Annotated in this window: 17 protein-coding genes and 2 pseudogenes; 7 read left to right on the top strand and 12 right to left on the bottom strand. The window is 70.6% G+C overall.

Annotated elements, in window-relative coordinates; genetic code table 11:
* Nucleotides 1-10: 10 nt before the first annotated feature.
* From AB0958_RS27630 to AB0958_RS27605, 6 genes are all read right to left on the bottom strand, one after another.
* The gene (locus AB0958_RS27630) at nt 11-664 is read right to left on the bottom strand and encodes a GntR family transcriptional regulator (protein WP_366893173.1); all 654 of its coding nucleotides are present in this window, start codon (nt 662-664) and stop codon (nt 11-13) included.
* 67 nt (nt 665-731) lie between these two features.
* Nucleotides 732-2,171, bottom strand: coding sequence for an alkaline phosphatase PhoX (locus AB0958_RS27625; RefSeq protein WP_366893172.1), 1,440 nt, complete (start codon nt 2,169-2,171; stop codon nt 732-734).
* A 183-nt stretch (nt 2,172-2,354) separates the two neighbouring features.
* Complete coding sequence (locus tag AB0958_RS27620) at nt 2,355-3,785, bottom strand: hypothetical protein (RefSeq protein WP_366893171.1); 1,431 nt, start codon at nt 3,783-3,785, stop codon at nt 2,355-2,357.
* 382 nt (nt 3,786-4,167) lie between these two features.
* A complete protein-coding gene (locus AB0958_RS27615) occupies nt 4,168-4,905 on the bottom strand; it encodes an SRPBCC domain-containing protein (protein ID WP_366893170.1) in 738 nt (245 codons plus the stop codon).
* A gap of 17 nt (nt 4,906-4,922) precedes the next feature.
* Complete coding sequence (locus AB0958_RS27610) at nt 4,923-5,717, bottom strand: helix-turn-helix domain-containing protein (protein WP_366893169.1); 795 nt, start codon at nt 5,715-5,717, stop codon at nt 4,923-4,925.
* Between the two features lie 121 nt (nt 5,718-5,838).
* On the bottom strand, nt 5,839-6,318 hold the full coding sequence (locus AB0958_RS27605) for a hypothetical protein (RefSeq protein WP_366893168.1): 480 nt from the start codon (nt 6,316-6,318) through the stop codon (nt 5,839-5,841).
* Between the two features lie 176 nt (nt 6,319-6,494).
* Between AB0958_RS27605 and dapA the strand changes: the two genes are divergently transcribed.
* Entirely contained in the window at nt 6,495-7,454 is a 960-nt protein-coding gene (gene dapA / locus AB0958_RS27600; RefSeq protein ID WP_366893167.1) for a 4-hydroxy-tetrahydrodipicolinate synthase, read from the top strand.
* Here dapA and AB0958_RS27595 read toward each other — a convergent pair whose 3' ends face one another.
* Nucleotides 7,455-8,672, bottom strand: coding sequence for a WD40 repeat domain-containing protein (locus AB0958_RS27595; protein ID WP_366893166.1), 1,218 nt, complete (start codon nt 8,670-8,672; stop codon nt 7,455-7,457).
* The gene (locus tag AB0958_RS27590; protein WP_366893211.1) at nt 8,669-9,229 is read right to left on the bottom strand and encodes a SigE family RNA polymerase sigma factor; all 561 of its coding nucleotides are present in this window, start codon (nt 9,227-9,229) and stop codon (nt 8,669-8,671) included. Before AB0958_RS27590 ends, AB0958_RS27595 begins: the two co-directional genes overlap by 4 nt.
* 138 nt (nt 9,230-9,367) lie before the next feature.
* Here AB0958_RS27590 and AB0958_RS27585 point away from each other — a divergent pair, with 138 nt between their 5' ends.
* The 3 genes and pseudogenes from AB0958_RS27585 to AB0958_RS27575 all read left to right on the top strand — a co-directional run bounded on the left by AB0958_RS27585 (nt 9,368) and on the right by AB0958_RS27575 (nt 11,525).
* Nucleotides 9,368-9,877, top strand: a complete 510-nt coding sequence (locus tag AB0958_RS27585; protein ID WP_366893164.1) for a hypothetical protein — start codon at nt 9,368-9,370, stop codon at nt 9,875-9,877.
* 131 nt (nt 9,878-10,008) lie between these two features.
* Nucleotides 10,009-10,216: pseudogene (locus tag AB0958_RS27580) on the top strand (RidA family protein); the annotation flags it as partial.
* Nucleotides 10,217-11,246: 1,030 nt separating this feature from the next.
* Nucleotides 11,247-11,525, top strand: coding sequence for a DUF6083 domain-containing protein (locus AB0958_RS27575; RefSeq protein WP_366893163.1), 279 nt, complete (start codon nt 11,247-11,249; stop codon nt 11,523-11,525).
* A 165-nt stretch (nt 11,526-11,690) separates the two neighbouring features.
* Here the strand turns inward: AB0958_RS27575 and AB0958_RS27570 are convergent, their stop codons facing one another.
* A complete protein-coding gene (locus tag AB0958_RS27570; RefSeq protein ID WP_366893161.1) occupies nt 11,691-11,882 on the bottom strand; it encodes a hypothetical protein in 192 nt (63 codons plus the stop codon).
* Nucleotides 11,883-12,186: 304 nt separating this feature from the next.
* On the opposite strand from AB0958_RS27570, the gene AB0958_RS27565 reads away from it, so the two are divergent.
* Nucleotides 12,187-12,519 (top strand): hypothetical protein, encoded by a 333-nt coding sequence (locus AB0958_RS27565; RefSeq protein WP_366893160.1) that lies wholly within the window; start codon nt 12,187-12,189, stop codon nt 12,517-12,519.
* A gap of 457 nt (nt 12,520-12,976) precedes the next feature.
* Here AB0958_RS27565 and AB0958_RS27560 read toward each other — a convergent pair whose 3' ends face one another.
* The gene (locus AB0958_RS27560; RefSeq protein WP_366893159.1) at nt 12,977-13,336 is read right to left on the bottom strand and encodes a hypothetical protein; all 360 of its coding nucleotides are present in this window, start codon (nt 13,334-13,336) and stop codon (nt 12,977-12,979) included.
* Between the two features lie 527 nt (nt 13,337-13,863).
* Nucleotides 13,864-14,529: a hypothetical protein gene (locus AB0958_RS27555; RefSeq protein ID WP_366893158.1), complete on the bottom strand. Its 666-nt coding sequence runs from the start codon at nt 14,527-14,529 to the stop codon at nt 13,864-13,866.
* 460 nt (nt 14,530-14,989) lie between these two features.
* Here AB0958_RS27555 and AB0958_RS27550 point away from each other — a divergent pair, with 460 nt between their 5' ends.
* Together AB0958_RS27550 and AB0958_RS27545 are read left to right on the top strand one after the other, a co-directional pair.
* On the top strand, nt 14,990-15,409 hold the full coding sequence (locus tag AB0958_RS27550) for a DUF6578 domain-containing protein (RefSeq protein WP_366893157.1): 420 nt from the start codon (nt 14,990-14,992) through the stop codon (nt 15,407-15,409).
* A gap of 193 nt (nt 15,410-15,602) precedes the next feature.
* Nucleotides 15,603-16,357 (top strand): annotated as a pseudogene (locus AB0958_RS27545) (GntR family transcriptional regulator); the annotation flags it as partial.
* A 202-nt stretch (nt 16,358-16,559) separates the two neighbouring features.
* On the opposite strand, the gene dapD reads toward AB0958_RS27545, so the two are convergent.
* A complete protein-coding gene (dapD, locus tag AB0958_RS27540) occupies nt 16,560-17,546 on the bottom strand; it encodes a 2,3,4,5-tetrahydropyridine-2,6-dicarboxylate N-succinyltransferase (RefSeq protein ID WP_366893156.1) in 987 nt (328 codons plus the stop codon).
* Nucleotides 17,547-17,805: the final 259 nt, after the last annotated feature.

Raw genomic sequence — 17,805 nt, 5'->3', positions numbered from 1 at the left:
GGCGGAGCGGTCAGTGGGTGGCGTCGTCTGCCAGGTCCCCGAGGGTGTGCCAGATGTCCGCCGTGACCCGCGCCGCCGCCTCCGCGTCCCCCGCCGCGCAGGCCTCGATCAGGCGCTCGTGCAGGCCGGCGGAGCGGCAGGAGCCGCCCTCGCCGAAGCGACGGCGTTCCAGGCGGCGGATGAGCGGGGTGTAGCGGGCGACGGTGGCGGCGGCCGCGCGGTTTCCGGCCACCCGGACCAGCACGTCGTGCAGGTCGTCGTCGGCGCGCAGCGCCTCGTCCACGTCACCTGCCCGCACGGCGGCGGCGAACCGGGCGTTGGACACGCGCATCTCGTCCAGATCGGCGTCCCGCAGCCGGGGTACCGCGGCCCGGGTGACCAGTTCGTGCAGGGCGCCGACCACGGCCGCCGCGTCCCGCACCTCGGCGGCCACGACCGGGGTGACCCGCGTGTAGCTCTGCGGTTTGCTCTCCAGGAGCCCCTCGTCGACGAGCCGGGAGAACGCCTCCCGCACCGGCGCCCGGGACAGTCCGAGCCGCTCCGCGAGCTCGGCGTCGCGCACCACCGCACCGGGTTCGATGTCCCCGGTGACGATGGCGTCCCTGATCGCGGCGTGGGCACGGTCGCGGAGCAGGGTACGGGCGACGGGTCGCAGAGCCTCCATGAACTGACATGTTAGATGTCAGTCCAGCGCCGGACAAGGCCGCCTCCCGTGCGCGGGAACCCGCGCTCTACCGCTGCCAGCGCTTCCAGGGTCCCGTGATCGCGAGCATGATGCCCGGCGTCTGGATGTTGGCGTACAGGGTCCGGCCGTCGGGTGAGAAGGTGACGCCGGTGAACTCGCTGTACTCCGGGTCGTCCGCGGTGCCGATGTTCAGTTCGTTGCGGGCGATCGGGTAGGTGCGGCCGCTCTCGGTGGCGCCGAAAAGGTGCTGGAGGCCCTCGCCGTCCTCGGCGATGACGAGACCGCCGTACGGGGAGACGGTGATGTTGTCCGGGCCGTCGAAGGCGCCTTCCGCGGACGGGTCCGGGTTGACACCGATGAGGACCTTGAGGGTGAGGGTGCGGCGCTTCGGGTCGTAGAACCAGACGGCGCCGTCGTGCTGGACCGGGCTCTCCGCACGGGCGTAGGAGGAGACGATGTAGGCGCCGCCGTCGCCCCACCACATGCCCTCCAGCTTGCGGGCGCGGGTGATCTGACCGGTGCCGAACTGCTTGCGCACGGAGACCGACTTCGCGTCGCGGTCGGGGACGTCGACCCAGTCGACGCCGTAGACCGTGCCGACCTTCGTGGCGCGGGACAGGTCGTCGACGAACACACCGCCGGAGTCGAAGCACTTGAACGCCTGGAGGGCGCCCGCGTCGTCGGCGAGGGTGCGCAGCCTGCCGCGGCCGTGGTGGAAGCCCTGCGGCGGGGTCCAGCGGTAGAGCAGGCCGTTGGGTCCCGAGGCGTCCTCGGTGAGGTAGAGGTGGCCGCGCCCGGGGTCCACGACGACGGCCTCGTGGGCGTACCGGCCCAGCGCCTTGACGGGCTTCGGGTCGCGGTTGGCCCGGCGGTCCTCGGGGTCCACCTCGAAGACGTAGCCGTGGTCCTTGGTCATACCGTTGGCACCGGCCTTGTCCTCGGTCTCCTCGCAGGTCAGCCAGGTGCCCCACGGGGTGCTGCCGCCCGCGCAGTTGGTGGAGGTACCGGCGATGCCGACCCACTCGGCGACGTGGCCGCCGGGCCGGACCTCGACGACCGTGCAGCCGCCGGAGGCGGCCGGGTCGTAGACCAGGCCCTCGGTGAGCGGGACCGGGTGGTCCCAGTCGGGCCGCGGGCCCTTCAGCTCGTGGTTGTTGACGAGCAGGGTGCCGCCGCGCGGGCCGTCGAAGGCGGCGGTCCCGTCATGGTTTGAGGGGGTGAACTCGCCGGACTCCAGCCTGGTCCGGCCGCTGTACGTGATGATCTCGTACCTGAAGCCGGCGGGGAGCGCGAGGATGCCGTGCGGGTCGGCGACCAGCGGGCCGTAGCCGACGCCGCGGTGTCCGTGCGCCGACTCGCCCTCGGCGGAGTCGGCAGCGGCGAGCGCGTTCGGGGCGGTGGCGAGGGCGCCGACGGTGCCCGCCAGCGCGACACCTGCACCGGTGATCGCGGATTTCCTGGCGAAGTCCCTGCGGGTGAGCGACATGGTGTCTCCTGTGACGGTCAAAGTGCCGTGGAGGGTGGCGGACCTCAAGACGGCGCACACGCTCCCGGCCGCTCCTGAACGCCGGTTGAACAGCGGGCGACTTCGGCTCCGGTTTTTCCATGAATCCGTAAGCACCGGCCCACGGGAGCCAAAAGTCGCGCCGCGGAAACCCCCTCCCGCTCCCTACACCCCGTGCTGGGAACGCGCCTTGAAGGCCGCCTTCCTGGCCTCCTTCGCCACCTTCTTGTCCGGGTGCAGCCGGCCCATCGCCTCCAGCACCTCGGCCGTGTCCGGGTGCCCCACCCGCCACGCCTCGGCGAAGAACCCGGCATGCTGCCGGGCCAACCCCTCGACGAGGGCCTGGAGTTCGTCCGAGTTCCCCTCGGCCGCGAGCTGCGCGGCCACCGTGTCGATGGTCAGCCAGAAGATCAGGTCCTGGGAGGGCTGCGGCACGTCGGCCGCGCCGCGTTCGGCGAGCCAGACCCGCGCCAGACCACCCAGTTCGGCGTCGTCCAGGACCTCGCGGAGGGCGGGCTCGGCCTCCGGTCCGAGCAGTGACAGCGCCTGCTGGCAGCGCAGCCGCCGCAGCGGGGCGCCCGGGTCCGCGCCGCGCGCGGCGGACAGCAACTCCCGTGCGGCGGCCAGGGACTCACGGCGGGCCAGCCACTGCTCGGTCTCGGCCCGCGCGGCTCCCTGCGGGAAGGCGGCCGTACCGTCGAGCAGCGCGTCCGCGCCCTTGTCGGCGAGTTCGCCGACCGCCGGCGCCTCGAAGCCCGCCTCCAACAGCCGCGCCCGCAGCCCGTAGGCGCCGAGCGGGGTGAGCCGCACCATGCCGTAGCGGGAGACGTCGGCCTCGTCGACCGGTCCCGCCGCCGGTTCCTCGTCGGTGTCGGCCATCAGCGCCTCGTCCACCGGCTGGTACTCGACCAGCCCGACCGGCTCCAGCAGCCGGAACTGGTCGTCGAGCCGCATCATCGCGTCGGAGACCTGTTCGAGGACGTCGTTGGTCGGCTCGCCCATGTCGCTGGGCACGATCATCGACGCGGCGAGCGCGGGCAGCGGCACCGGCGCCGCACCGGGTCCGTCCTCGCTCGCCGTCAGCAGATAGAGGTTGCCGAGGACGCCGTCGAGGAAGTCAGCCTCCGCCTGGGGGTCCCACCCGAGTGACGAGAAATCGACCTCGCCGCCCTCGTCGAGCGCGTCGACAATTCCGTCCAGGTCGGGCACGCTCGCGTCGGCGATCACGGTGTCGAGCGCCGCCTGCCACACCGCGAGGACGTCGTGCGGCGAGCCCCCGGTGAGCTGCCCCAGCTCCTCCCCCGCCGCCACGGCGCCGGCCTCCTCGTCGACGATCTCGACCAGCCCGGCGTCCACGGCGACCCGCCAGGCCTCACCGGCGTACGCCGCGGCATCGTCCCCGACGAGGCCGAGCAGTTCGGCGGCGGCCGGCAGCTGTTCCTCGACCAGTTCGCCACCTGCGTCGACGCGGGTGTCCGGGCCGGCCCAGCGGGCGAGCCGGGCGGCCCGGGAGAGCAGCGGCGTGGACAGTGCGGCGCGCGCCAGCTCCGCTTCGGGGAGCAACCGCACCGGCGGCAGGGGCGAGCTGTCTGACATCGGCTGGTTCTCCTCGGATGCCTGGGCGGCCGTACGGCGACCTGGACGCCGTATCGACATCCGTACGGCCACCTGGACGCCGTACGGCTCAACCGCTCAGCCTAGACGGATTTCCACCCATGCCGACCGGTTCATCTCCCCGTCCGGCCCCGCACATGGCCGAAACCTTGACAACTCCCGCTACCGCGCAGGAGATTGACGCGCGTAGAAAGCGGGGGGACAACTGTCCACCCTTTATCTACGCACGCCACACCGACGTCGCGCGTCCCGGCACGTCCGTATGTCCCCGGACCAGATCATGATCAGCAAGATCCGCCGCGACGGCGACTTCCGGTACGGCAGCGTGCGTGCTCCGCTTCCGCCCGTGAGCGGCGGGTCCGGTTCAGGACCGGCCGAACACGCCGTTCAGCCAGTCCTGCCAGGCCGCCTCGTTCGCAGCGGCGTGGGCGTCCGGCGCGAAGTCGTGGACGCTGATGCCGACCGGGGCGCCCCAGTGGTTGCGCCCGAAGAACCGGACGAGGGCGTCGTCGGTGCGCAGCCCGACGAAGTACCGGTCGCGGTAGTCGACCACCGCGTCCAGGGTCCGCCCGCCGGGCCCGCGTACGGCCGCCTTGGCACCCTCGGCCACGTCGTCCGGCAGGCCGAGGGCCCGCGCCACCGCGTCGAACGCGTCCGGCGCCCGGGACGCCTCCGGCCCGTTCACCTGGGCGAAGGTGACCGGGCGGGGCGCGAAGTGGGTGAGGTACTCGCGCAGGGTGTGCAGGTAGAAGCCGGTGTGCCGGCTCGCGCCGTCGTACTGGTTGTCCCAGTCGTCGGTGAAGATCCCGCTGTGCACGTAGCGCACCCAGGCGCGGCGGCCTTCGTCGCGCGGCTCGATGAGGTGCTCCAGCTGGTTGGCGCTCTGCGTCGGGAAGCCGACGTCCTCACTGCGGGTGACCAGGTGGTGCGGCGGGTCGTAGGCGGTGACGGTCGAGCCGAAGGCCGCCGCGCCGCCGACCCTGGGCTCGGGCGGCTCCATCGGCCACAGGTAGCCACCGGTGCCGTGGGTGATCGCCTCCCACACCTCCGCGGGCGTGGCGTCGACCTCGAACTCACGGACGATCTCGAATTCCTTGGCCATGACGGGACTCCTGCTGCCTACTGGTCCGGATCGGGGGCGGTCGAGCCGGGCGCGGCGGGTGGCCGGCCGGTCACGGACACGGCCGGTCCGCCGTCCGCGGGGGCGGGGAGGGCGGGGTCCTGGTGCCCGGGGACGGGGGCGGAGGGGTCCTGGTGCCCGGGGGCGGGGGCGGAGGGTTCCTGGTGCCCGGGGACGGGGGCGGAGGGGTCCTGGTGCCCGGGGGCGGCTGGTTCCATGAGTGCGGGATGGACGGCGACGACGATGCGGTGGTCCCGGCCGCCCTCCGCGCCGGGCGCGTCGTACTTGCGGATGAGCGCGCTCACGCCCGCCGTCAGCTCCTGCACGAAGGCCGCCCGGTCGGCGGCGGAGGCGAAGCGGACCTCGCCGTCCAGCGCATAGGTCGCCAGCCGCTTGCGGGCCTTCGCGGCGCCGGTGAGCAGCGTGCCGACGTCCCGCACGAGACGCGCGCCGAGCGCGAGCAGCCAGCGCGCGGAGAGCTGGTCACGGAAGCGGTCCGGGTCCGGCTGCACGGCGGGCAGCGCGGCCGGTGAGATGACGTACGACGCGGCGGTCGCCCGCATCAGCCGCTCGGTGACGTTTCCCTTGCGCCGCTCTCCCGCCAGCTCGACCAGGCCGTGCCGCTCCAGCGCCTTGAGGTGGTAGTTCACCTTCTGCCGCGGCAGCCCCACCCTGCCGGCCAGCATCGTGGCCGACGCGGGCGCGGCGGCCAGTTCGGCGAGCAGCCGGGCCCGGACGGGGTCCAGCGACACGACCGCCGCCTCGGGGTCCTCGATCACGGTCACATCCAGCATGGCCCCACCCTCCCACCGAAAACTTTTCTTGTCCAGATGGCTCAAGTTTTCGGCAGGACGGCGGGGCCCGGAGCTGACGGTGGGACCGGAACCGCGACGGGGTCGGCCCTCCCGGTGGAGTTCAGCGGCGCGAACCGCGGCGCACCACACCCACGGCCACACCCGCGGCGGCGAGGGCGGCGCCCGCGATCAGGATCTGACGGGGGCGGCGCAGCGCGGCGCGTACCGCCATGCGCACGGGCCGCGCGAGAGGCCCCTGGGCGGCACAACCGGCCTCGGCGGCCTTCTCGGAGGCCAGGTGCCCCGCCCGCCCGGCCTGCTCCTGGACGACGTGTCCGGTCCTGAGCGCCCGCTCCTGGACGGTGTGCCGCGCCTTCAGCATCTGCTCCTGCGCCGCGTGCCCGCCCCGGACGGCCCGGCTCTGGGCCTGGTGACCGGCCTTGGTCGCACCCGAGCGCAACTGCACGCTCAGGGCGCCGGCCTTGTCCATCAGATCGGCGGCACGCGCCTGGGTGCGCCCCTTGAGATCGGCCTTCGCCGCCAACGCGCCCGCGGTGCCGGTCAGTCGAGCCCCCGTTCCGCGTGCGGTCCTCTTCGTCATCGGTGCCCCTCCTGAGTGTCGTCGACTTCCTCTCTACTGAGACTCCGGATACCCGGATCAGCAGCGCTCAGCCCTGCTCGCGCCACCGCCGGACCGGGACTTCGTAGCACTGCTAAGACATGAACCGTAGAAGAATTAAGTAGAGCTAAGCCGATGTTCGTGCCGACACTACCCCTATGACGACCCCACAGGGCACCAGGCCCGCCCTCTCCCCCTCCGCCTCCCCCGCCCTCGCCCCTGCCCCCGCCCCGCGCCCCTTCGGACGGACTCTGTGCGCGATGATCACGCCGTTCACCACGGCGGGGGCGATCGACCTCGACGGCGCCGGGCAGCTGGCCGCGCACCTGGTGGCGGAGGGCTGTGACGGCCTGGTGCTGAACGGCACCACCGGTGAGTCACCGACCACCACCGACACGGAGAAGGCGCAGCTGGTCGAGGCCGTGCGGGAGGCGGTGGGTGAGCGGGTGCCGCTCGTGGCGGGCGTGGGCACGGCGGACACCCGGCACACCGTGGAACTGGCGCTGGCCGCCGAGAAGGCGGGCGCCGACGGTGTCCTGGTGGTGTCGCCGTACTACAGCCGGCCCCCGCAGGACGCGTTGGAGGCGCACTTCCTGGAGGTGGCGGAGGCGAGCGGGCTGCCGGTGATGCTGTACGACATCCCGGGCCGCACCGGCACCCGCATCGAACCGGAGACTCTGGTCCGGCTCGCCGGGCACCCCCGGATCGTCGCCGTGAAGGACTGCTCGTACGACTTCCTCGGCACCCAGAAGGTGCTGGCACGCACCGGGTTGGCGTACTACGCGGGCTGCGACGAGCACATCCTCGCCCTGTACGCGGTGGGCGCGGCGGGCTGCGTGAGCACGGTCGCGAACGTGGTGCCTGGGCGGGTCGCCGCGATCCTGGAGGCCTTCGACGCGGGCGACACCGCCCGGGCGACCGCACTCCAGCTGCGGGCGGTCCCGCTGATCGAGGCGATGACGGCGGGGGCGCTTCCGGGCACGGTCACGGCGAAGGCCCTGCTCACCGCGCTGGGTCTGCCGGCCGGACCGGTACGGGCACCGCTCAGGCCCGCCGGCCGGGAGGCGGCCGACGGGCTGCGGGCGGTGTACGCGGAACTGGTGTCGGCGGGCGGCTGATCAGCGCTCGGCGAAGACCGGTTCCCAGCGGCCGGCGGAACTGTCGTGTCCCGTACGGAAGCCGCTCAGCGGGACGACCTTGTCGCTGCCGACGGTGACGAGGACCAGTCGGTTGTGGTACTCGCCACCCCCGTCCTTGCCCACGTCCCAGGCGATCAGCGACGTGTCGTCGGCCCAGGCGAGCAGCTCCTGCCCGGGCACCTCGACCTGTTTGCCGGTGTCCAGGTCGAGGACCCAGGAGGAGGTCTTCATGGTCCTGCCCGCGAAGTCGCCGGCGACCCGCCTGCCGTCGGGCGACAGTCCCGCCTCGACGTACCACTTCAGGTTCCGCTCCCGGACCGGCGCGGGGACCTCGTCGCCCTTGAGATCGTAGAACTGCATCCCGGGATCGGAGGTCAGGCCGGACCAGACGTACAGTCCGGAGCGGCTGAGGGCGAAGTCCTGGCGGGAGTTGATGGTGGACAGCCCCATGCTGTCGTGCGGGTCGCGCACCGCACTCCAGGGCCCCCTCCCGGAGGCCACGTCGAGAACGTAGAAGCCGGTGCGCGGCATGGTGGCGGGCATGGAGAAGACCTTGATGTCCTTGTCGTCCTGCGTCTGGGTCAGGACGTCGGGGTCGGTGGCGTAGGTCGTCGCGACGAGCCTGCGGCCGTCGTGGGAGAAGGCGATCCCGCCGACGCCGTGCTCGACCGGGATCCAGCGGGTCACCTCGCCGGTGCCGAGGTCGAGCAGGCCGATCCGCGACGCGGGCAGCTGCCGCTCCAGTACGGCGGCGGTCTTCAGGCCCGGGGCGACGGCCACGTACGACCAGCGGGCGTCCTTCCGGTAGCGGCCGGTGCGCTCGTCCAGCAGCCAGTAGGTGCGCGTGGTGCGGGAACGGTGGGCCGTCTCCTTGACCGTGTCGACGGTGTAGTAGGCGGCCATGGTGGCGTCGCCGGCCCGGATCAGCTCGCGGGGCGGCGACTGGTCGGGGTGGGCGCGGGTCTCGTCGGGGTCGAGGACCCCGGCGGGCCGTACGTCCGCCTTGCCGCCGTCGAGCAGCGGCACGCCCACCGCGACGGCGACCACGGCCACGGCGGCCACGGCGACGGCGGCGACGCGACGGGTCCGGCGGTGCCGGCGGGCACCGAGGACCCGGTCGGCGAATCCCGGCGCCGCGGGGGGCTGTTCGGCGGCCTGTTCACGCAGGGCCTCCCGGACGAGTTCCTCGACGTTCACGGCCGCACCTCCACGGGCGAGTAGTCACGGGACGGCGGCTGTTCGGGTCCGGGGTCCGGATCGAGGGCGGCCAGTTCGGGCGCGAGGGCGCGCAGCCGGGCGAGGGAGCGGTGGGTGGTGGAACGTACGGTGCCGACGGAACAGCCGAGCAGCCGGGCCACGTCGGCCTCGGGCAGGTCCTCGAAGTAGCGCAGGACCAGTACTGTGCGCTGGCGGGCGGTGAGCCGGGAGAGGGCCGAGCGGAGCACGAGCCGCAGCTCGGCGGCGGACGCGCTGTCGGGTCCCGGTGGGCTCTCCGGCGGCTCGGCGACGCTGAGTTCACGCCGTCGCCACTTCAACCGCCAGCGGCTGATCTGCTGCCGGTAGAGGACCTGCCGTACATATGCCTCGGGCTCGTCGATGCGCTGCCAGCGGTCCGCCGCCTTCATCAGGGCGATCTGCAACAGGTCCTCGGCGGCATGCCGGTCACCGCCGGTCAGCAGCACGGCGGTTCTCAGCAGCGCCGTGGACCGGGTGTCCACGAACTCCCGAAAGCTCTCCCGCAGTTCCGCATCCATCGTCACCTTCTCTTCCCCCGGGCCCACCTCGTGTCCGGGCCCCGTACCCGTGCTGACGCGCGCGGGGCGGCGCCACTATGCCTGTCCGGTACGGAAAACCTCCACGTGCCCGTCCACCCGCTGCCGTACGTTGTCCCCATGAGCCGCCCCCTGCTCTTCCTGGACGTCGACGGCCCGCTCAACCCGTACGCCGCGCAGCCCGAGCGACGTCCTGAGGGCTATAGGACGATCCGCGCGGCCGCCCGACCCGGGCACCCCCTGCGGGTGTGGCTCAACCCGGACCACGGCCCGGCACTGCTGGCCCTCGACTACGAGCTGTGCTGGGCGACCACCTGGATGGCCGCGGCCAACCGCTGGATCGCCCCGGTGGTGGGCCTGCCCGAGCTGCCGTACGTCGACTTCGGCCGGGGCCTGTTCGCGGAGCGGCCGGACGGGGTGCACTGGAAGACGGAGGCGATCGTGGAGTACGCCGCCGGGCGGGCGTTCGCATGGGTGGACGACGAACAGAGCCCGGCGGACACGCTGTACGTCCGCGCCCGCCATCCCGGCCCCGCGCTGCTGCATCACGTGAACCCGCGGGTCGGCCTGCGCGAGGCGGACTTCACCGCGCTCGCGCAGTTCAGGACGTCCCTGCCGGACGCCGGCTGAGCGGGCTGAGCGCGCCGAGCGGGCTGAGTGCCATCGGCGCCGTGAAGCGGTGTCCCTGGGCGGCTTCGCGGGGCGCGTGGCCGGGGTCAGACGTCGAAGCGGCGGCGGGCGGTCTCGATGTGCCCGAGGTCGGCGGCTCTTTCGACGACGTCGCGAAAATGACCTTCTACGTCGTCGACTGGACCCCCGACAAGATGCCCCCCGCTCCTGGAGGGCATCTCCCGGGCAACCGCGAAGCTTGGCGTCACCCCGGTCCCACCGGCCACCCTGATCGGCGTCGCGGCACTGGACGTCCCCGACCACCTGGTCGAGATCGAAGCCACCGCGATCCTCGACTGAGCAGAGGTGCGGGGCCGGTCAGCGTCCATCGACGACGTCTAAGCCCCTGCCTGTCCGGCCCCCCATACAGAGTGAACCGCGAACACCCTCCCGCGGGCCGTTCCCGGGCCGTGGAAGGGCGTTCAGCGACGGCCGACCGCACACCGGCAGCCGCGCACCGCGGCCGCCGTTCGCCAGTTGTGGCTGCGCTGATTGCGATGCAGGTCAAGGGGTGCCGCGCTCCCCCTGGACGCCATGAACCGCGCCCGCTCCACGGTGTGTGGGCCGACGGCAGACGGGATGGGAGTTGGGGTGAGTGGTGGGTGGGTGTGAGTGAGATCATCACGTATGGCGTTGATTAAGTACATGACAAGGGCCAGAGATGAGCGATGGTGGATGCAGGGCCTCGGACTCATGGCCGCAGCGGCCTGGGCCGGCTTCCGCGCTCTGAGCAACGGACGACCGCCACTACTGCGGATGGGTTTCGGCGTAGCGGCGATCGGTTTCCTGGCTGCAACCGTGGGACTCATCATCGACCGAATTCGGGCAACCATGCGAGGCCGCGGAGGGTCCACGGAAGACACTGCCGCAAGCGGGCCGCACGTTTGATCGATGCCGGTTCACGGGCACCGCGAAGCCCGCCACTTCCGCCGGCCCCGACCATCACCGGCGCCGAGCCCCCGCCTGACGTGCCCGGTAGACCTCAGCGACGACCATGCCCGTAGTTCGCACCGAGAGGGCAGGCCGGTGGACTCGGTACGGCCACCGAGGTTCCACCGAGCCCCTCGGCACGTGATCGCCAAATGAGTCTAAATCGCGACCTACTAGGACCCGGTCAGATCCGCTCACACTCGAACCCATGGGGGCGACGCGGGATGGTGACCAGTCCGTATGTCTTCGCTGCGGCGGGGTCGGCGACTCCGTACGCGAGCGCGGGCGCATCAGCCTCATGGCGAGCTACTGCCAGAGATGCTGGGACACGCTCGCCAACGAGATGGCCGAGGCCGACGGAGCCACGGCCCCACCCCGGCCCGAGCCCGACCCTGATGACGTGACCTGGATCGAGCCGCCGGTTTGCCCCGAATGCGGCGCCTTGATCCGCATATACCCCACGATCTACGACCGGTGGGTCAGCCTCGCCATGCTGGAACTGCCCGCCAAAGACGTCCCAGAGGCCTTCAGATGGCGTTTGATGCCGCTCCCGGCCCGATCATCCCCCATCCCCACCGATATCGTGGCCGTACGAATCCGTGGAATCGATCCGCAGCCGGGGGAACCCGTTGTGCCGGCGCACAGCATGATGTGCGTCCCCGAGTGGGGCGAGCCGTAGACCACACGACAGCAGGCGGGGAGCCCGGACCCGGACCGTGCCCCTCGCGTGTCCGATCGAGATACGCGACGACATCCACGAAGCCTTCCCCACCCTGGGATGCGCACTGATCTGCTGGAGAAGACTCCGCACCGCCATGGGCCTTCGAGACGGCGCCGCAGGGGTTCAGGGTCCGGTGGCCCCCTCCGCCAGATCCTTGATCGCGTTCAGGCGGTGCTCCCACTGGGCGGTGAGGGCGTCCATCCATCGCGTTGTCCGCCTCAGTGGTTGCAGGTCGGCCTCGTAGCGGACCTCACGTCCGGCCCGGTGGGCGCGTACCAGTCCGGCGCGGTCCAGGACGGCCAGGTGTTTGGCCACCGCCTGGCGGGTGATGGGGAGGCGTGCCGCCAGGGATGTCGAGGTCGCGCCGCCTTACGGGCAAGGACGGCCAGGACCTCTCGGCGGATCGGGTCGGCCAGGGCCACCAGGACGTCATCGGGGGCCTGTTCGCCCTCGGTGGTACGGGTCATGCCGTGGTCGGTTCGCAGTCCGCGCGCAGTTGGTCGAGCTTGCCGGGCCAGTTCTGACTGTTTGCGCGAGCACCCGCTGCGTACTCATTCCGTCAGGAGTTCTGAAGCGGGTGTACGCGAGCCAGCACGTGAAGGCGCCATGCCATCATCGGATGATGCTGACCGAGGAGGACGCGCACCGACTGGTTCTTGCCGAGATCGACGACATGCGGAGCCACAGCGCGTACGACCTTCAGATCCTGCGCGTGGAGGCCTTGCCGTTCGGGTGGATCTTCTACTGGGGGGCAGTCCGGGACGGTCAGAGCGGGCAGCGCCCTCGGTTGGGAGGCAACGGTCCTTTCCTGGTGGATCGTGAAAACGAACGGCTGATCCGAACTGCCACCGGTGTCCCCATAGCCCGCCAGATCGCGGACTACGAACGCCGACTGCGACGCGAGGCTCACGCCCGGAACGCGGCGGCGAAGCAAGCTGCCCAGCAGACATGAGTGTCCCCAACTGCGTGATGACGTCGACGAACAGCGGCGGACGCACACGAACGTCTGCGGACCATCAGCGCAGCCGAGAGCCACACCAGCTCGAGGCAGAACCCCCGTCCAAGGCGCTTCGGGACGAAGAGGTCACTCAGTTGGGGTGCACCCCACGACCAACGACACCCCGGCCTGTCCAGAGTGCCACCGGCCTATGGGGTCTGGTGGCCTGGTGCTCTCCGAGCGAGAGGACGACGGCCGACGGACGTGCCGGGCGGTGAGGCGGTGCCCGGACCGGCACACGTGGTGGCAGTGGGCGGACCGGCCGGACGATCCGTTGGAAGTCTGCCCAGTTCCGGAGCTGTTTCGCTGACATCCAACCCAGACATCAACGAGGCCGGACGGCGGCCTACGGCGGCACCCCCGGGCAACCGTCGGACCAGCCGTCAACGGCCCCGGGGGGGTAGTTCGAACTCTAAAGCGGTGGCTTCCTGGCAATCAGCGGCAGCGGCCAGCTAGCGCAGGCCACCAGTGCGCTGCCGTCCTCGGCGAGGAAGAGCAGGGTGAACCGTGTCCGATTGCCAGGATCGATCAGCGCTGAGCGCACAGGCCGGTCGTATTCCCTGATGAGCTGCACTGCTCGCTCCAGGCCAAGGGGTTCGAATCCGTGCATCCGCATGCGCTGAAGTCGGCGACCGAAGACTCCAGCGTGTGCGCCCTTGGGTTGCACACGCTCCGCCACCGAGTAGGGGGCGCCGCTGCGAAGGGCGGCCAGAGCTGTCACGGACGCCTCGTCATCACCGATCAACAGCGATTCCAGCACATGCCGTTCCATGGTGACCCCGTGTGGATCGTGCGGTACCGCGACCTGGTAGCCGCCCCCGCACGGTAGCGCCCCTCCGGGCCCGCCCAGCGGCCGGCAGGACCCCCGCTGACCGATCCCCCGCTGGAGCTACGGTCAGAAGGCCGTCCAGACGCACCCTGACCGTCGGTCAGAGGCCAGATGCCTTTGGCTCATGAGCGGCAGATGCAAATGGATCAAAGCGGCAGCCTGGTCTGTTGTCCAGTGGATCCTGACGACAGTTGCGCTCCGCTTCATCGGCTTGGCCACCAACGACTTCAACAGTTGGCGGACGTGTGCCGCGCTTGCTGCTGCTTCCATTGCAACCGCGGTCTTGTCGGACCGCTGGCACCGACGCCGGCGACCCACGGTGAAAGGGGCCGGGCTCGCGGAGGCCGCCCCTTGGCCGTTCGCCCAGGTCAGCGGAAGAGCCGGCCCACAATGCCCGCAGCTTCCCAAGCTGATGGACCAACAAGGTGCCCCCGGAGGAGTTAGTGCAGTTTATGCGGTCGATGACCGACTCACTCTCCTGAAGGGCTTTCCGGGTCAATCTGGCCGATAGGCTCACGAGACGTCGGTAGCACGCGCTCGGCTACCGCGTCGGGGTTGGGTTCTAGTCCCATGTCGCTCATAGCCGCCGCCGCGTTGAGATGGTCCCTGGTGTCAGCGTTCACGACTCGATCGATCCAGCCGCGCAGCTTTTCCACCTTGTGATCCCTTTCGATCTGCGTATCGAGGCGGTCACCCTGCTCCGTCAGGTGTTTGCGTGCCCTGTTGGCATGGATGGCCAAGGCTCCACCACCACCTGTGATAAGCCCGCCTGTCAGGCTTGTGATCAAGGGCGTGTAATCCGCTCCTCCCTGGCCGGCGTGCAGCAGGGCGAGGACGGCTCCGGTGAGGATGACGGCGGCGCCACCAGCCATGAAAAACACACTCAGCCGGAAGGTCGTCTCAGCGTGGCTGAGTGCCTGCCGATACATGTCCATGCGTAACCTTTGACGTTCGCTGGCCAGACTGGACAGCACCGCACGTTCGGCCTCATGGTTGGGCAAGTGGTTGATCGTCAAGTTGTCGCCGGTTACGGCGTACTGAATTTGGTTGGCCGCGACCGAACGGTCGCCAGTCGCCGTGAACCTCGACGTTGAGGGCTCCTGACGGCTCCGACGCCACTTCATGATCTTGGGCATCGCGTCCCCCGCTCTCCGCCATGACGCGCTAGGAACGCTAGCGTAGCGAGCGCAACGTGTCCCGTGTAGCACTCGGCGTATAATCCGTGCAAGGTGAGTCGGGTTCGTAGTCGCATGGCCAATGTGCAGCCCCTGAGACGAAGTGCCACCGCATCATGCCGGCCGTCCATTCGAGGTGTGCCGTGCCCACTTCGTGTAGCAGTCCTGGCACGTCGCCGTCGGCGTACACCATAAAGCCCGTCTTGGCACCCGAAGACCCTCCCCAAGGGATTGCCTCCGCTGACATCCAACGTTGACATCAACGGCCACGAACAGCAGTGGCAACCGGGAGACACTCCCGGCACCCGTTCGCGCGGTGGACTGCGACCACGCCGGGGCGAGACAGAACTTCTGAAGCGGGTGTCGTAGATCATTCACGAGCCCCCTGACGAGCTCAGGGCGCTCGGTGGACAATGACGTCGTGACGTTGACGATTTGGGTCGATGACTGGCAGATCCAGTGCTGCGGAACGAACTTCGCGCCTGGGGACGTTGTCTCCTGGACGTTGCTGGAGGTCGATTCGGAAGACTACGCCGACGTTGTCGGTAGCGAACATGCGAATGAGATCGACTTGCGCGAGGAGCATCACGGCCAGGAGGAGGGGCATGTACCCACCTCGGTGGAGGTGCTGTCGATCGCTGAGGTCCACTGCCGTTACGAGGTACCCCCGGGCGCCACGGACAAGGTGAACCACCCCGTTCCGGGCACGACTGTGCTGGTTCCGGTCAATGAGGCGGATGGGTGGGCACAGGCCCGGCCGGACGTTCGTTTCGCGGGCTACCTGGTAACCGCCCGACGTATCACAGACCTGCCGGAAGGCGCGGTTGCTCGCGGTCAATGAGGGACCCGGCGGGAGAGGCTTCCGGCCCGTTCGACGTACAGCAGCGCAGTACCGCAACCCCAGCAACCGGCCCCGTCCACCAATGTTCGTCCATGGCCTCGGCACGGCCGGTATGGGCCTCACTGACCGATCCGGCTAGAGCTACGGATCATAAGGCGTACGGGGTGGGACGCCCCCGGCCTCTTGAGGCCATATGCCTGAGCAGCCGCCTTACCTCCGCATCGCCGACGAACTCCGGCGGGGCGGATCGCGGAGCACGTGTGGGAGCCGGGGGACCGCCTTCCCCCCCCGCGCGCAGATCGGCCAGGAGTGCGGCTTGGGCGAGAACGTCGTCCGCCGGGCGCAGGAACTGCTCATCTCACAGGGCGTGCTGGAAGGGCGAGCCGGATCGGGTACGTACGTCGCCGAGCCCCGGGAGCGCGTGCGGGTCGTTCGGTCCTCGGCGCGTGAGCAGCCTCAGGGGTCGCCGTTCCGCACGGACATGAAGGCTCTCGGCAAGCAGGGCGACTGGGAGAGCCGGACCGACGCCAAGGTCCCCGCACCCGCCGACATCGCCGCGCGGCTGGGCATCGCCGAAGGCGACCTGTGCGTGCGGACCTCGTACGAGTTCCTGGCCGACGGCAGGCCCGTGCAGCTCTCCACCAGCTGGGAGCCCTACGACCCCCCAACGGCACCCTCGTCGTCCTCCCCGAGGGAGGCCCGCACGCCGGGACCGGAGTCGTGAACCGCATGGCCGCCATCGGGATCACCGTCAGCCACGCCGTGGAGCAACCCGAGCCCCGGCAGGCCACCGCCGAGGAAGCCTCGCTCCTCGGCATCCAGGAAGCCGCGCTCGTCACCCACATCCGGCGGACCTGCTACAGCGACCAGGGACGCCCCGTGGAGACCGCGGACATCATCGTGGCCGCCGCACACTGCGAGATCGTCTACGAGATCCCCATCGATCGACAGTCCATGGCCCCCAGCCCTGCCGCAGCCGACGGGTTCGCTGCTGCCCCCTGCCAGAGGAAGCACGTGAGCGCCCTCCCCCGGGCCGTCCTCGGGCCGTGGAAGGGCGCTCAGTGGTGACCGACGTCGACAACTGCCGACAGCTCGGCAGCAGGTCAGAGCGAAGATCCGTTAGGCGGCCGCAGGTCACGGCCGCCGTTCGTCAGTTGTGGCTGTGCAGGATCTCGTTCAGGCCGCCCCAGACCGCGTTGTTCGGGCGGGCCTCGACGGCGCCGGAGACCGAGTTGCGGCGGAAGAGGATGTTGGAGGCGCCGTTGAGTTCACGCGCCTTGACGATCTGGCCGTCGGGCATGGTGACGCGGGTGCCCGCGGTGACGTACAGGCCGGCCTCGACCACGCACTCGTCGCCGAGCGCGATGCCGACGCCCGCCTCGGCGCCGATCAGGCAGCGCTCACCGATGGAGATGATCACGTTGCCGCCGCCGGACAGGGTGCCCATGGTGGAGGCGCCGCCGCCGATGTCCGAACCGTCGCCGACGACGACGCCGGCCGAGATACGGCCCTCGACCATGGACGTCCCGAGCGTGCCGGCGTTGAAGTTGACGAAGCCCTCGTGCATGACGGTGGTCCCCTCGGAGAGGTGCGCACCGAGGCGGACCCGGTCGGCGTCGGCGATCCGGACGCCCTTCGGGACGACGTAGTCGGTCATCCGCGGGAACTTGTCGACCGAGGTCACCTGGAGGTGCAGACCCTCGGCGCGGGCGTTCAGCCGGACCTGCTCGATCTCGTCGACGGCGACCGGACCGAGGGAGGTCCACGCGACGTTCGCGAGGAAGCCGAACTGGCCCTCCAGGCTCAGGCCGTGCGGCTTGACCAGGCGGTGCGAGAGCAGGTGCAGGCGCAGGTAGACGTCGTGCGCGTCGACCGGCTTCTCGTCGATCGACGCGATGACCGTGCGGACCGCGACGACCTCGACGTTGCGGCGGGCGTCCGGGCCGATCGCTTTGGCCGCGCCCGCGCCGAGGAGTTCCACGGCCCGCTCGGCGGAGAGCGTCTCGGTGCCGGCCGGGCCGGGCTCGGCGACCAGCTCGGGGGCGGGGAACCAGGTGTCGAGAACGGTGCCGTCGGCAGCGATGGTGGCGAGGCCGGCGGCGACGGCTCCGGTGGTGCGAACGTTCGTGTCGGTCATGCTGAGAAACCTAACGTGAGCTGGGCACCCAGAGCGAACCACGTCTCACGTGCCGGTGCCGGAAACGGAGACCGGCCGGGTGGTGGTGACGTGGTCCGGGCCGGTGCGGGGAGCTTGCTCGTCCGCGTCCGCGCCGCCCCCGTCAGCGGCGCCGCACCGGTCCCCTAGGGTGCGTTTCAAATGTGCTGGTCATAGCCATTCGTTGATGGCTGCGACCAGCACGGTCGCCTCGTAGCGGACCGCCAACTTGTCGTACCTT

Source organism: Streptomyces sp. NPDC006655, assembly GCF_040703965.1.
Lineage (GTDB): Bacteria > Actinomycetota > Actinomycetes > Streptomycetales > Streptomycetaceae > Streptomyces.
Note: the sequence above shows the minus strand (reverse complement) of the source record. Positions and strands in the feature narration are given on the sequence as shown.

What these genes read in the sequence shown, in the direction of transcription:
- AB0958_RS27610 (WP_366893169.1), bottom strand. Translation starts at nt 5,717, where the DNA reads ATGCTGGATGTGACCGTGATCGAGGACCCCGAGGCGGCGGTCGTGTCG.
- AB0958_RS27590 (WP_366893211.1), bottom strand. Translation starts at nt 9,229, where the DNA reads ATGGATGCGGAACTGCGGGAGAGCTTTCGGGAGTTCGTGGACACCCGG.
- AB0958_RS27555 (WP_366893158.1), bottom strand. Translation starts at nt 14,529, where the DNA reads ATGCCCAAGATCATGAAGTGGCGTCGGAGCCGTCAGGAGCCCTCAACG.
- dapD (WP_366893156.1), bottom strand. Translation starts at nt 17,546, where the DNA reads ATGACCGACACGAACGTTCGCACCACCGGAGCCGTCGCCGCCGGCCTC.
- AB0958_RS27585 (WP_366893164.1), top strand. Translation starts at nt 9,368, where the DNA reads ATGAGCCGCCCCCTGCTCTTCCTGGACGTCGACGGCCCGCTCAACCCG.
- AB0958_RS27615 (WP_366893170.1), bottom strand. Translation starts at nt 4,905, where the DNA reads ATGGCCAAGGAATTCGAGATCGTCCGTGAGTTCGAGGTCGACGCCACG.
- AB0958_RS27625 (WP_366893172.1), bottom strand. Translation starts at nt 2,171, where the DNA reads ATGTCGCTCACCCGCAGGGACTTCGCCAGGAAATCCGCGATCACCGGT.
- AB0958_RS27605 (WP_366893168.1), bottom strand. Translation starts at nt 6,318, where the DNA reads ATGACGAAGAGGACCGCACGCGGAACGGGGGCTCGACTGACCGGCACC.
- dapA (WP_366893167.1), top strand. Translation starts at nt 6,495, where the DNA reads ATGACGACCCCACAGGGCACCAGGCCCGCCCTCTCCCCCTCCGCCTCC.
- AB0958_RS27565 (WP_366893160.1), top strand. Translation starts at nt 12,187, where the DNA reads ATGATGCTGACCGAGGAGGACGCGCACCGACTGGTTCTTGCCGAGATC.
- AB0958_RS27630 (WP_366893173.1), bottom strand. Translation starts at nt 664, where the DNA reads ATGGAGGCTCTGCGACCCGTCGCCCGTACCCTGCTCCGCGACCGTGCC.
- AB0958_RS27560 (WP_366893159.1), bottom strand. Translation starts at nt 13,336, where the DNA reads ATGGAACGGCATGTGCTGGAATCGCTGTTGATCGGTGATGACGAGGCG.
- AB0958_RS27620 (WP_366893171.1), bottom strand. Translation starts at nt 3,785, where the DNA reads ATGTCAGACAGCTCGCCCCTGCCGCCGGTGCGGTTGCTCCCCGAAGCG.